General features: G+C 59.1%; 13 protein-coding genes. 9 read left to right on the top strand and 4 right to left on the bottom strand.

Features of this window, described 5'->3' with window-relative positions:
• Window position 1 precedes the first annotated feature (1 nt).
• Together CXQ82_RS24880 and CXQ82_RS24875 are read right to left on the bottom strand one after the other, a co-directional pair.
• Window positions 2-2,038 carry an ATP-binding protein gene (locus CXQ82_RS24880; RefSeq protein ID WP_101272744.1) on the bottom strand — a complete coding sequence of 679 codons (2,037 nt, stop codon included), beginning with the start codon at window positions 2,036-2,038 and terminating at the stop codon, window positions 2-4.
• Window positions 2,039-2,084: 46 nt separating this feature from the next.
• Window positions 2,085-3,002 carry a putative 2-dehydropantoate 2-reductase gene (locus tag CXQ82_RS24875; protein WP_101272743.1) on the bottom strand — a complete coding sequence of 306 codons (918 nt, stop codon included), beginning with the start codon at window positions 3,000-3,002 and terminating at the stop codon, window positions 2,085-2,087.
• 123 nt (window positions 3,003-3,125) lie between these two features.
• Between CXQ82_RS24875 and CXQ82_RS24870 the strand changes: the two genes are divergently transcribed.
• Both CXQ82_RS24870 and CXQ82_RS24865 read left to right on the top strand, forming a co-directional pair.
• The gene (locus tag CXQ82_RS24870; RefSeq protein WP_003209785.1) at window positions 3,126-3,611 is read left to right on the top strand and encodes a YajQ family cyclic di-GMP-binding protein; all 486 of its coding nucleotides are present in this window, start codon (window positions 3,126-3,128) and stop codon (window positions 3,609-3,611) included.
• A gap of 135 nt (window positions 3,612-3,746) precedes the next feature.
• A complete protein-coding gene (locus CXQ82_RS24865; RefSeq protein WP_101272742.1) occupies window positions 3,747-4,589 on the top strand; it encodes a mechanosensitive ion channel family protein in 843 nt (280 codons plus the stop codon).
• A 186-nt stretch (window positions 4,590-4,775) separates the two neighbouring features.
• Here the strand turns inward: CXQ82_RS24865 and CXQ82_RS24860 are convergent, their stop codons facing one another.
• On the bottom strand, window positions 4,776-6,068 hold the full coding sequence (locus CXQ82_RS24860) for an OprD family porin (protein WP_101272741.1): 1,293 nt from the start codon (window positions 6,066-6,068) through the stop codon (window positions 4,776-4,778).
• 744 nt (window positions 6,069-6,812) lie between these two features.
• Here CXQ82_RS24860 and CXQ82_RS24855 point away from each other — a divergent pair.
• Together CXQ82_RS24855 and CXQ82_RS24850 are read left to right on the top strand one after the other, a co-directional pair.
• Window positions 6,813-7,238, top strand: coding sequence for an HIT domain-containing protein (locus tag CXQ82_RS24855; protein ID WP_101272740.1), 426 nt, complete (start codon window positions 6,813-6,815; stop codon window positions 7,236-7,238).
• A gap of 3 nt (window positions 7,239-7,241) precedes the next feature.
• Window positions 7,242-7,448, top strand: coding sequence for a SlyX family protein (locus CXQ82_RS24850; RefSeq protein ID WP_027605535.1), 207 nt, complete (start codon window positions 7,242-7,244; stop codon window positions 7,446-7,448).
• Window positions 7,449-7,532: 84 nt separating this feature from the next.
• Here CXQ82_RS24850 and CXQ82_RS31785 read toward each other — a convergent pair whose 3' ends face one another.
• Window positions 7,533-8,135: a cold-shock protein gene (locus tag CXQ82_RS31785; protein WP_101272739.1), complete on the bottom strand. Its 603-nt coding sequence runs from the start codon at window positions 8,133-8,135 to the stop codon at window positions 7,533-7,535.
• Window positions 8,136-8,555: 420 nt separating this feature from the next.
• Here CXQ82_RS31785 and CXQ82_RS24840 point away from each other — a divergent pair, with 420 nt between their 5' ends.
• The 5 genes from CXQ82_RS24840 (at window position 8,556) to CXQ82_RS24820 (ending at window position 12,683) form a co-directional block, all read left to right on the top strand.
• Window positions 8,556-9,029, top strand: a complete 474-nt coding sequence (locus CXQ82_RS24840; RefSeq protein WP_101272738.1) for a Dps family protein — start codon at window positions 8,556-8,558, stop codon at window positions 9,027-9,029.
• A gap of 180 nt (window positions 9,030-9,209) precedes the next feature.
• Window positions 9,210-9,551 (top strand): ribbon-helix-helix domain-containing protein, encoded by a 342-nt coding sequence (locus tag CXQ82_RS24835; protein WP_101272737.1) that lies wholly within the window; start codon window positions 9,210-9,212, stop codon window positions 9,549-9,551.
• A gap of 145 nt (window positions 9,552-9,696) precedes the next feature.
• Window positions 9,697-9,918 (top strand): FmdB family zinc ribbon protein, encoded by a 222-nt coding sequence (locus CXQ82_RS24830; protein ID WP_010208103.1) that lies wholly within the window; start codon window positions 9,697-9,699, stop codon window positions 9,916-9,918.
• Window positions 9,919-10,025: 107 nt separating this feature from the next.
• Entirely contained in the window at window positions 10,026-11,801 is a 1,776-nt protein-coding gene (aspS, locus tag CXQ82_RS24825; protein WP_101272736.1) for an aspartate--tRNA ligase, read from the top strand.
• Between the two features lie 135 nt (window positions 11,802-11,936).
• Window positions 11,937-12,683, top strand: a complete 747-nt coding sequence (locus tag CXQ82_RS24820; protein WP_101272735.1) for a YebC/PmpR family DNA-binding transcriptional regulator — start codon at window positions 11,937-11,939, stop codon at window positions 12,681-12,683.
• Window positions 12,684-12,784: the final 101 nt, after the last annotated feature.

Genomic DNA, 12,784 nt, shown 5'->3' with positions numbered 1-12,784 from the left:
GTCAGTGCTCCAATTGGGTAAGTTCGTAAGGTGGCAGCTGGCTACCGGCCAAGGGCAGACGCAGGGTGAAACAGGTGCCCTGGCCGAGGGTGGAATGCACTTCCATCTGGCCCTTGTGGTTGTTGGTGATGATGAAATACGACACCGACAGCCCAAGCCCGGTGCCCTGGCCAATTTCCTTGGTGGTGAAGAACGGCTCGAACGTGCGTTTGCGTACGTTTTCGCTCATGCCGATGCCGTTGTCTTCCACCTGGATTTCCGCCCACGGCGGGTTGAGGCGGGTGCGCAGGATGATACGCCCCGGCTCGCTGTCGTCTTCACGCAAATGAATCGCCTGCGCGGCGTTTTTCAGCAGGTTGAGCAGCACCTGCTCCAGCTCGTTGGCCGTGCCGGGCACCGGACCCAATTGCGGATCGAATTGGCGGATGATCGCCTGGCCCTTGAAGTCGAAGCCGATGGTCAGGTCGAAATCATTGCCGGCGATTTCCACGGCCTGATCGATCAGTGCCGGCAGGTCGCAGGGCGCCATCTGTCGGTTACTGCGACGGCTGAAGCTGAGCATGTGGGTGACGATTTTCGCCGCCCGTGCCCCGGCCTGCTGAATACCATCGAGCAATTGCGGCACTTCGCGGCCCTCCAGGTAGCGGTTGACCGTCTCTAGCGCGATGCCCGCCTGCTCAGCGTGCTCCAGGTTCTTGGGCAAGTCGGGCGACAGCCGGCGGCGAATGTTTTGCACGTTGTGCAGGATCGCCCCCAGCGGGTTATTGATTTCGTGGGCCATGCCGGCGGCGAGGCCGCCGACCGAGAGCATCTTCTCTGACTGCACCATCATTTCTTCCAGGGACAGGCGCTGGGTGATGTCATCGATACGGATCACCACGCCACGCCCGGCCCCGCCCATCAGCGGGTAGAAGGTCAGCGCGTAGTGCTTGGGCTCATCGTCCTTGATCCAGGTGACGCGTTCGATGCGCTCCACCGTGTGTTGCTCCACCGTGGCCTTGATCTGCGGCAGGTACGGCTTGAGCGGTTGGAAGGCGAGGTAAATCGGCTGGTTCAAGGCTTCATCCAGGCGCGTGCCGGAAAGCGCGCTGGCTTCCTGGTTCCACTGGGTGACGTAGAGCTGTTCGTCCAGGGCGATCAGCGCCGAGGGCATCGAGTCGATGATGCTGTTCAGATAATTCTGAAAACCGGTGAGTTTTTTCTCGATTTTGCTGCGAACCTGCACTTCCAGTTCCAGCTTACGGTTGGTATGGCGGGTTTCTTCGGCCAGGCCTTGGGCCTGGTCGTAAGCCGCCTGGGAATCGTCCCGCGCGCGCTTGAGCTGCTGCTCGCGCGCTTCGATGCGCGACAGCATGGTGTTGAAGGCTTCGGCCAGGCTGCCGATTTCGTCATGGTTGCCACGGCCGGCGCGCAGGGCGTAGTTCTCTTCCCGCGTGACCTGGCGCGAAAGTTCTTCCAGTTCGTGGATGGGCCGGGTGATCAGGCGTTTGATCTGGCGGGCGATGATCAGCCAGAGCAGCACACTGAAAATCAGGATGCCCAGGCTGGCCGTCAGGGTGCCGGTATAGAAGGCCACCGGCAGTTCACTGCTGGCCACCAGCAACAGGTGCCCGGACGGCTGGCCAGCGCGGGGTAGGGTGATGACCTGGTTGCTGCGAAATTCGGTCACCCGCCAGGCTTCGATATGCCGATAGTTGTCCGGCAGGTGCAGGCGGTCGCCGTGCTGCATCTGCGCCAGGCGATTGCCCTCGCCGTCGTACAGGGCGGCGGCGCGCAGGGGCGAGTAACTGGTCAGCTCATTGAGCAGGGCATTGGCCTTGGCCGGGGATTCCAGGGCGTCGGCGGCGAGGGCCGGGTTGGACACCAGGCGGCCGATGGCCTGCAAGGCCTGGGGCGCCATGCTTTCCTGGGAGATCCAGTAGGCGGCGCTGATAAACGTCAGGTTGGCCACCAGCAATACGGTGGTCAACAACACCAGCAGGGCGGCCAGCAGCTTCTGCCCTACCGGTAGATTTTCAAGACGCTGGCGCAGTGGCATCAGGGTTTTCCCAGGTGATAGACAGGTAGGCAGGGTAGCGCGTGCCTCAGTCGCTGGCCAATCCGTGTGCGCGTAAGTGCTCGACCAGGCGTGCCTGCAGCTGTTGCAGGTGCGGCAGCACCAATTGATGGCGCGCCGCCGCCAGGCAGGCATAACCCAGCAGGTAGCTGATTTCGGTCCGTCGGGCGTTGGCCATGTCCTGAAACATGGAGGAGTAGTTGGCGGCCGTGGCCTGGATCACGCGTTCGACTTCGCTGTGCAAATCCTCGGCGGCGGCTGGCTGACCGCAACGTTCAAGCAACTCAGTCAGCTCACCGCACAAGGTCGCGACCTCACAACGATGGCTTTGCAGGCCGCCGTTACGGCAGTGGTACAGCACGGTCAGCGGGTTGATCGCGCAATTGAGCGCCAGCTTGCGCCACAGCCGCGTAAGAATGGTGGTGCTCCATTCGTGGGGGATGCCGGCGGCGTGCAGGTCGTCCAACCACAACGGCGGGGTAGGATGGCCCGCATCCCCCAGCCAGGTGTAGCCATGGCCGGCAAACACCACGCGCCAGTCGCCATCGCGGAAAGCGCCTTCGGTGCTGGAGGCAAAGATGCAATGGGCCTGGGGCAGTTGCGCGGCCACTGCGTCCTGGCTGCCGAGGCCGTTCTGCAGCAGGATCAGCTCGGCATTCGCTGCCAGTCGGTGTTGCAGCTGGGCGACGGCACTCTGTGCGTCGTAGGCCTTGCACGCCACCAGCAGGCGCTGAATCGGCTCCGGGCTGTGGGGCGTTTCGCCGATCACCGGGTAAGTGTGTTCGACACCTTGCTCCACCAGGGTCAGGCCGTTGCCCGCCTGATAGCTGGCCAGGCGGGCGTCATCGCGCAGGATCAACCGCACGGGCAGGCCGGCGCGAGCCAGGCGTGTGGCCCAGAGGGTGCCCAGGCTGCCGGCGCCGAGAATATGCCAGGTGGTCGACATCAGTTTTTACTCCGTAGGGTCGCCCGCAGTGAACGCGACGAAAGAACCGCTATAATGCCCCGGCATTTTAGCTCGGGCGCGCTCCATCTCTACTGAGCCCGCCCCTTATATTGGAGAAATCACATGCCTTCGTTCGACGTGGTATCTGAACTGGACAAACACGAAGTCACCAACGCCGTCGAGAACGCCGTCAAGGAACTGGACCGTCGCTATGACTTGAAAGGCAAGGGCAGCTTCGAATTCAAGGAAAAGGAACTGACCGTCAACCTGACCGCTGAAGCCGATTTCCAGCTGGAAGCGATGATCGAGATCCTCAAGCTGTCCCTGGTCAAGCGCAAGATCGACGCCCAGTGCCTTGAAATCAAGGACGCCTACGCTTCCGGCAAGCTGATGAAGCAGGAAGCCGTACTCAAGGAAGGCATCGACAAGGAGCTGGCGAAGAAAATCGTCGCCCATGTCAAGGATGCCAAGCTCAAAGTGCAGGCCGCCATCCAGGGTGAGCAGGTGCGTATCACCGGCAAGAAGCGTGACGACCTGCAAGAGGCCATCGCCGCCCTGCGCGCCAAGACCTTCGACATGCCGCTGCAGTTCAATAACTTCCGCGACTGATGGCACATTGGGGAACCTGCGGGCGTTTTTGACGTCCCACGCCCCAGAACCTGCGCCTACGATTGAGCCCCACGGGGCTCAATTGCATTTATGGGCAGCTAATACGCCGAACATCCGGTAACCAGGAGAAGATAGATGGATTTGAATGCTGAAGTGGATCACCTGATCAAGACCTCGCAATCGTGGGTGCCGATGATCATGGAATACGGCAGCCGGTTTTTGTTGGCAGTGCTTACCCTGGCCATCGGTTGGTGGCTGATCAACGTTTTGACCCACCGAGTGGGGCGTTTGCTGGCACTGCGTAATGCTGACCTGGCGCTGCAACACTTCATTACCAGCCTGGCGAACATTGCGCTCAAAGTCATGCTGGTGGTCAACGTCGCCTCGATGATCGGCGTGGCAACCACCTCGTTCGTTGCGGCGATTGGTGCCGCCACCCTGGCCATCGGCCTGGCATTGCAAGGCAGCCTGGCAAACTTCGCCGGCGGCGTGCTGATCCTGTTGTTCCGCCCGTTCCGCATTGGTGACTGGATCGAAGCCCAGGGCACTTCCGGTACCGTCGACAGCATCCAGATCTTCCACACCGTGTTGCGCACCGGCGACAACAAGACCGTGATCATCCCTAACGGCAGCCTGTCCAACGGCCTTATCACCAACACCAACCGTCAGCCGACCCGCAAGGTGGTGTTTGACGTGGGTGTGGACTATGAGGCCGACCTGCAGAAAGCCCGTGAAGTATTGCTGGAGCTGGCCAAAGACCCGCGCGTGCTGGCTGACCCTGCGGCAGTGGCCGTGGTGTCGACGTTGGGTGACAGTTCGATCACCGTGTCCCTGCGCTGCTGGACCAAGACCGCAGATTATTGGGATGTGGTGTTTATGTTGAACGAACTTGCACGTGACCGCTTGAAAGCGGCAGGAATTGATATTCCGTTTCCGCAGCGGGTTATTCGCGTAATGCAGGAAGCACCGACGAAGTAATAGAGCCGGTTTAACTTGGCCAAGAGGTCAGGTTAAACGTGTCAGCCTAATCTCGTTAGTTAGCTTGCTAGTTATGTGTTAGCTGCAACAAAATTGAAATAAAAAAGCCGCTCCCTTGCAAAACAGGGGAGCGGCTTTTTAGTTTAAGGCCTGGGCCTTAAGTCATCGTTGTAATTAAACCGACAATTACAGGATGTTCAGCGGGTATTGCGCGATCAGACGCAGTTCGTCGAGAGAACCCGAGTAAACCTGATCAGACGAGCGATAGGTCGCTTGACGTACGCGCAGGCTCAGGTCTTTGGCTGGGCCGCTCTGGATCACGTATTTGGCTTCGATATCGCGTTCCCACTCTTTACCGTTGTTAGTGGTAGAGGTGTTGGCGCCGGTACCTTTCACGTAACGAGTCATGAAGCTCAGGCCGGGGATGCCAAAGGTTGCCATGTTCAGGTCATAGCGAGCCTGGTAGGACTTCTCGTCTTCAGCGTTGAAGTCGGAACGGGCGATGGAGTTGGCCAGGAAAATCGTGCCGCCGCCGTCTACGCCATAACCGTATTGGCCGTCGCCGCTGACCTTCTGTGCTGCCAGGGTGAAGGTGTGAGCGCCAATGGTGTACGCACCCTGCAAGCTGAATGCACGGTTGTCGAGTTTGGTCGTGCTGTCTTTATCAGCACGTACCAGGCCAGCGCCGTCGCTCTTGGTGTCGTAGATGTTGAAGTCGACAGCTACGGATTGGTCATCGCTAAGTGCGTGGGTCCAGTTCACGTTGGCGTAGAGCTTCTTCCAGTAGTCTTCGACTTTCGAGTAGTAGAGGCTGGTAGTGATCTCTGGGGTCCAGGAGTAGACGCCGCCCACGAAGTTGGCATCGCGCAGCCCACGGTTTGTGCCAGGCTCGGCGCTAGCGATACTGTCGCGGTAGGTTTGGTCCTGGGCAACGATCGAGGTGAAGTGACCGGCTTCCAGTTTCAGATCTTTGATTTCGTTGCTGGTGATGGAAACGCCTTGTGGCAGTTCCGGCAGCAAACGGCTGTCATCGGAGGCGAACACTGGAGCGGTGGTGTATTGATCACCAACTTTCAGGACCGTGTTGGAAATACGGAACTTGACGGCAGCGCCGGCTTTGGAATAGTCGTCCTGCGAACGGCCGTCGGAACCCTCTGGGAACAGGCCGGTACCGGCGCGACCCTTGCCGCTGTCGAGTTTGACGCCCAGCAGGCCGATGACATCGACACCGACACCGATGGTGCCTTGGGTGTAACCCGAGCTGAAGAGACCGTGGAAGCCCAGACCGGTTTCTTCGATACGGCTTTGCTCCGCATCGTGGTTACGGCGGTCACGACTGAAGTACAGCGTACGAGTCAGAATGCTGGCTGTACTGTCTTCAATAAAGCCCTTGGAATCGTCTTGGGCGGACGCCATTGCGAACTGCGAGGTGCCTGCTGATACAGCCAGGGCGATCATGCTCCACTTCATCACGCGCATCGTGATTTGCTCCTTTGGTTTTAGGAAGAGTACTGCCGTCCCACCTGTATTTTTATCTGGGCGGCTCTTTCTTTTTTGTGTCGGCGCAAAGTTATATCACGCAGACTGTATTGACGATACTTACCCATCTATCCTTTCAGCTTCTTTACGAGGCTGTCGTAAATTGCTAGCTCCATGTCGCAAATTCACAGCCCGAGTGTAACCGGGCTGACAACTTCAATACTGTTTTCAAACCTGTTTAGAAGTTTGAACTCGTCCTTGGTACATATTGAAACGCCACCGTTTTTATCGCGAAACACCTGCATCCCAGCGAGTGTCGTTGCCGACGATATGAGTGTGAATGCAACAAGCGCGCCCAAACCGGTAACCGAATGTCATTTTTTCGTGAAAATCGTTACGCCCGTGTAAAAACCGCATAAGCACGGGCTTTTTACGCCGTTTGGTTTGGGCTTGACGCCCAGGTGTTACACCTGTTCGCACCGGCAAAAAGCCAGTGCTGTAGGAAAACGTTACCGGTCCACCCTGCAGAGTGGGTAGTTGGCGGATCTCTTTGAAGCACAAGTGGGTCATTTTGGTGCATCCCGTTGAGGCCCGATTTAGCCTAGCTCAAATATGCAATTGCCTCTAAACGGTGCGGTTTTTTTCTCGGCTTGCTTCCCGGAGCCCTGCATTGGCCGTGAAGCCGCAGGCATTCGAAGGTATGCTGGGGCCACTGAACTTGACCTGCCGAACGGAGTGCCCGCGGTGTTCGCCTTAGATCAACGCCTGCAACAAGACACACTGGTCATCGGGGACTTCCCGCTGAGCCGCCTACTGCTGTCCAACGACTCGAACTACCCCTGGTTTATCCTGGTGCCACGGATCAACGCTATCAGCGAAGTGTTTCAGCTGGATGTCGCCGATCAACAGGTGCTGTGGCAAGAGACCACTGCCCTGGCGCAGTTGCTGAACGAAGGTTTGGCTGCCGACAAGATGAACATTGGCGCGTTGGGTAACGTAGTCAGCCAATTACATGTGCATGTGATCGTGCGCAAGCGTGACGACGCCGCCTGGCCGGCGCCCGTGTGGGGCAAGCACCCGGCCCAGCCATACACCGAAGAACAAGTAGCGGCTATCCGCGCGCGTATGCGTGAGTTGCTGCCTGCCGACTTTATTTTTGCGCAGGACTGAACCATGGATTTGCAAGACCGCGTGACGGATCTGGAAAGCCGCCTGGCCTTCCAGGACGACACCATCGAAACCCTCAATGACATCCTGGTGGCCCAGCAGCGGGCGGTCGAGCGCCTGCAATTGCAGATGACCGCGTTGCTCAAGCGTCAGGAAGAAATGGGCGGCCAGTTCGAAACCAGCGAAGAAGAAGCGCCGCCGCCTCATTATTAAGGCGTTGCCATAAATAGCCGCGCATAAAAAACCGCGATCCAGTCAGCGCTGGATCGCGGTTTTTTTATGCTGCGAAGGCTGGAATCAGCGACGCGGCAGGGCAGCGATCACGTCTTCGGCCTGCAGGCCTTTGTCGCGATTCATTACGGAGAACTCCACGCGCTGGCCTTCCACCAGGACACGATGGCCTTCGCCGCGAATAGCCCGGAAGTGGACGAAGATATCGTCGCCCGAATCGCGGGAAATAAAGCCGAAGCCTTTGGAGGTGTTGAACCACTTGACGGTACCGGTATCCCGATTGGTCATGTCGTAGTTTTGCGACGCGGCCGATGGAGACGAACGGTAGAAGCTGATGGCCAGGTGAAGAACGATGGCAGCCACAGCAATCACCAGGCTGAGCAGGATGGCCGGGTGGCCGCCGACTTCAGGCATTGGTGCCAGGAGGGTGAGGGTTTGAACGACAACGGTCAGTACCAGCAGCGCGCTGACCAGGTTTTGCAGTTGATGACGTGTGCCTTTGTTCCAGTAAGGGATCACCGGTGCCAGCGTCAGGTTAAGAAGGCCGAACAAGGCCAGGTACAGAGCGTCGTGTTGTTCCAGGTAGGGAGGGCTTCCCTGTTGCAAGCTCGGTATAAAGGACAGCAGCAAAGCTGCAACGCCCGTTAGCAGGTGGACGATTTTCAACATTTTGATTAACTCACGTTAAGACGGATCACAAGGAAGAGCTGACTGGCACGGTTCGCTTCTGAACAATGGGAGGCGTTGGGCACGTGCGCGGGGTATCAGCCTATGCCGCTGGCCGCGGAAATGAACGGCAGTGGCACGCCGCCTATTTAACAGCAAAGGCTGTGCCTACTCAAATCAAGCATTTCCGGGTGTTGCAAGGAGCACGGCATTTCTGCACCAAACACTTGTCCTAGACACGTGCAGGCTTTTTTGTGGCGAGCGGGCTTACCCGCGTTGGGCTGCGCAGCAGTCCCCGAACCGGCGCCACAGGGGCAATTTGCCGCACATCACCTGGGTGTGCCGGGCTGCACCTCACCAGCAGGCTTGCTAGAGTGGACCTGCACCTGATCAATGAATGCATGTCAATTGAAGGGGATAAACATGGCTATCGATATCGGTATCAGTGAAGAAGATCGTAAATCCATCGTTGATGGGCTTTCGCGGCTGCTTTCCGATACCTATGTACTGTATCTGAAGACCCATAACTTCCATTGGAACGTCACGGGCCCGATGTTCCGTACGCTGCACTTGATGTTCGAAGAGCAATACAACGAACTGGCCCTGGCGGTGGACTCCATTGCCGAGCGTATCCGTGCCCTGGGCTTCCCGGCACCGGGTGCCTACTCGATCTATGCCCGGCTTTCGTCCATCAAGGAAGAAGAAGGTGTGCCCGGCGCTGAAGAAATGATCAAGCAACTGGTGGCCGGCCAGGAAGCGGTCACGCGGACTGCGCGGGGTATCTTCCCCTTGCTCGACAAGGTCAGCGATGAGCCGACGGCCGACTTGCTGACCCAGCGCATGCAAGTGCACGAGAAAACCGCGTGGATGCTGCGTTCCCTGCTCGAAGGTCAGTAAATATCCGCCCTGAGTGGCGCCGCCCTGGCGCCCCTCGCTTGTTTCCACGCATTTCCTGGCGTTGTCCTACATCTATCAACGCCCCGTCTTCTGGCGACCCGCTTCTGCCTGCTGTTTTATAGGGCCATTACCCAATGGGAGCTCCCATGGGCGGCTGTTTGGCAATGGAGTGTCAGGTGTATGTCATGTGGCGTCGGTAATGGAGTGATGGAAACCGGTGGTTTTCATAAGATAAAGGTCGACCCCTTTGCAAAAGGGTTCGATATGGGGCTGGCCAAGCCATTGTCCCGGTCGGTCAGGCTCAACGGGTTTTCCACGTGCCTGCGGCTGGAGCAGATCTATTGGAATATTCTCGCTGAAATCGCCAGGATCAATGCCTGCTCGGTCAGTGCGTTGCTGTCGTATGTCGATCGGGAAGTGCACTTGCGCTATGGAGGTGTGAAGAACTTCAGCGGGCTGGTCAGGGTGGTGTGTGTCGTTCACCTGTTGAAAGGTCGGGTTGGCGCGCCGAACCCTGAGTAATCGGCTGGCGCCGGGGCCGGCCCGCCGTCGAGGTGGGCGAGGCCCCGGGCAGAATGCCGGCTGCGCTGCCTCGATTTACCAGATATAATCCCGCGCTTTGCTGCGCATGCGCGTGGCGCAGTAACCTGATCGCCGAGACATCTCCATGCCCATGTACGACTATCAATGTGCTTCCTGTGGTCATCAGTTGGAAGCCATTCAAAAGATCAGCGCCGCGCCGCTGGTCGATTGCCCTGCTTGCCAGGCTCCTGAGCTGAAGAAGATGTTGTCCATGCCGGGCTTCCGTCTGAGCGGTAGCGGCTGGTACGAGACCGATTTCAAGACCGGCTCCAAGAAGAACCTGGCGGGCGGCGACAAAGCAGACTGAGTTGAAACCCATGCGCAGGCTCCTGCATTATCCGTCCCCTGCTTAACTGTACGGTGACGAGGCGGGCCTCCACCGAATTTCGAATTACGAGAAGTGAAACCACTACCATGATGCGCAGCCACTATTGCGGCCAACTGAACGAGACCCTGGATGGTCAGGAAATCACCCTTTGCGGATGGGTTCACCGTCGCCGCGACCACGGCGGGGTAATCTTCCTCGATATCCGTGATCGTGATGGTCTGGCCCAGGTGGTGTTCGACCCGGACCGCGCCGAGAGCTTCGCCGCCGCTGACCGCGTGCGCAGCGAGTACGTCGTGAAGATCACCGGCAAGGTTCGCCTGCGTCCGGCCGGTGCCGTGAACGCGAACATGGCGTCCGGTGCCATCGAAGTGCTGGGCTATGAGCTTGAAGTGCTGAACGAGTCGGAAACCCCGCCGTTCCCACTTAACGAATACTCCGACGTGGGCGAAGAAACCCGCCTGCGCTACCGCTTCCTGGACCTGCGTCGCCCGGAAATGGCCGAGAAGCTGCGTCTGCGTTCGCGCATGACCACCAGCATCCGCCGCTTCCTCGACGAGAACGGCTTCCTCGACGTCGAAACGCCGATCCTCACCCGGGCCACCCCGGAAGGCGCGCGTGACTACCTGGTACCGAGCCGTACCCACGCCGGTTCGTTCTTCGCGCTGCCGCAATCGCCGCAGTTGTTCAAGCAACTGCTGATGGTGGCCGGCTTCGACCGTTACTACCAGATCGCCAAGTGCTTCCGTGACGAAGACCTGCGCGCCGACCGCCAGCCGGAATTCACCCAGATCGACATCGAGACCAGCTTCCTCGATGAAAAAGAGATCATGGGCCTGACCGAGCAGATGATCCGCAACCTGTTCAAGGAAGTGCTGGACCTGGAGTTCGGCGAATTCCCGCACATGACCTTCGAAGAAGCCATGCGCCGCTACGGTTCCGACAAGCCAGACCTGCGTAACCCGCTGGAACTGGTGGACGTGGCCGACCAGCTCAAGGCGGTCGACTTCAAGGTGTTCAGCGGCCCGGCCAACGACCCGAAATGCCGCATCGCCGCCCTGCGTGTACCTGGCGGCGCGAGCATGCCGCGCAAGCAGATCGACGACTACACCAAGTTCGTCGGCATCTACGGTGCCAAGGGCCTGGCGTACATCAAGGTCAACGAGCGCGCCAACGGTGTTGATGGCCTGCAATCGCCAATCGTCAAAAACATTCCGCTGGAAAACCTCAACGCGATCCTGGATCGCGTCGGTGCAGTCGATGGCGATATCGTGTTCTTCGGTGCCGACAAAGCCAAGATCGTCAGCGAGGCCCTGGGCGCGCTGCGCATCAAGCTGGGCCACGACCTGGACCTGCTGACCTGCAAATGGGCACCGATGTGGGTTGTCGACTTCCCGATGTTCGAAGAGAACGACGACGGCAGCTTCAGCGCCTTGCACCACCCGTTCACCGCGCCGAAGTGCTCGCCTGAAGAGTTGGAAGCCAACCCTGCAGGCGCGCTGTCCCGCGCGTACGACATGGTGCTCAACGGCACCGAGCTGGGTGGCGGTTCGATCCGTATCCACCGCAAAGAGATGCAGCAAGCGGTGTTCCGCCTGTTGGGCATCAACGAAGCGGAACAGGAAGAGAAATTCGGCTTCCTGCTCGACGCCCTGAAATACGGCGCACCACCCCACGGTGGCCTGGCTTTCGGCCTCGACCGCCTGGTGATGCTGATGACCGGCGCCCAGTCGATCCGTGAAGTGATTGCCTTCCCGAAAACCCAGAGTGCTGCGGACGTAATGACCCAGGCCCCGGGTGTGGTGGATGCCAAGGCGCTGCGCGAACTGCACATCCGTCTGCGCGAGACGCCAAAGGCTGAGTAAGGCTGCTGCGTGAAAGCGCACTGAGGTTTACGCAGTCTAAAAAGGCGCATCTTCGGATGCGCCTTTGCGTTAAAGGACTACCTCCCGCCTGGGGCGGGGTTGATCAAGGTTTCTAGAGAATTTCGGAGTTGTGTTATGGCTGGCCATTCCAAGTGGGCGAACATCAAGCACCGCAAAGAGCGTCAGGATGCCAAGAAAGGCAAGATTTTCACCAAGTGGATCCGCGAGCTGACCGTCGCTGCCCGTCAGGGCGGTGGTGACCCGGGCTCCAACCCGCGCCTGCGCCTGGCGCTGGACAAGGCCCTTGGCGCGAACATGAGCCGCGACATCATCGACCGCGCCGTGGCCCGTGGTGCCGGGGCAGCCGACACCGACGACATGGTCGAGCTGACCTACGAAGGCTACGGCCCGGGTGGCGTGGCGGTGATGGTCGAGTGCATGACCGACAACCGCAACCGTACCGCAGCTGCCGTGCGCCATGCGTTCAGCAAATGTGGCGGCAACCTCGGCACCGACGGTTCGGTGGCCTACCTGTTCGAGCGCAAGGGGCAGATCACCTTCGCTCCGGGTGTGGACGAAGACGCGCTGATGGAAGCGGCGATGGAGGCGGATGCCGACGACGTGGTAACCAACGAAGACGGCTCCATTGACGTGTTCACCTCGTTCGCCGGGTTCTATGCCGTGCGTAACGCGCTGGAAGCCGCTGGTTTCAAGGGCACCGACGCGGAAATCGTGATGCTGCCGACCACCAGCGCCGAGCTGGACCTGGACGGTGCGCAAAAAGTGCTGAAGATGCTGGATATGCTCGAAGATCTGGATGATGTGCAGAACGTTTATTCCAACGCTGACATCCCGGAATCGGTAGCCGAACAGCTCAGCTGAGAACAATGAGAGTTCCCTGTGGGAGCGGGCTTGCTCGCGAATGCGGTGTGTCAGTCACCTGATGCAGTAACTGAATGACCGCTATCGCGAGCAAGCCCGCT

Source organism: Pseudomonas sp. S09G 359 (assembly GCF_002843605.1).
Classification (GTDB): domain Bacteria; phylum Pseudomonadota; class Gammaproteobacteria; order Pseudomonadales; family Pseudomonadaceae; genus Aquipseudomonas.
Note: the sequence above shows the minus strand (reverse complement) of the source record. Positions and strands in the feature narration are given on the sequence as shown.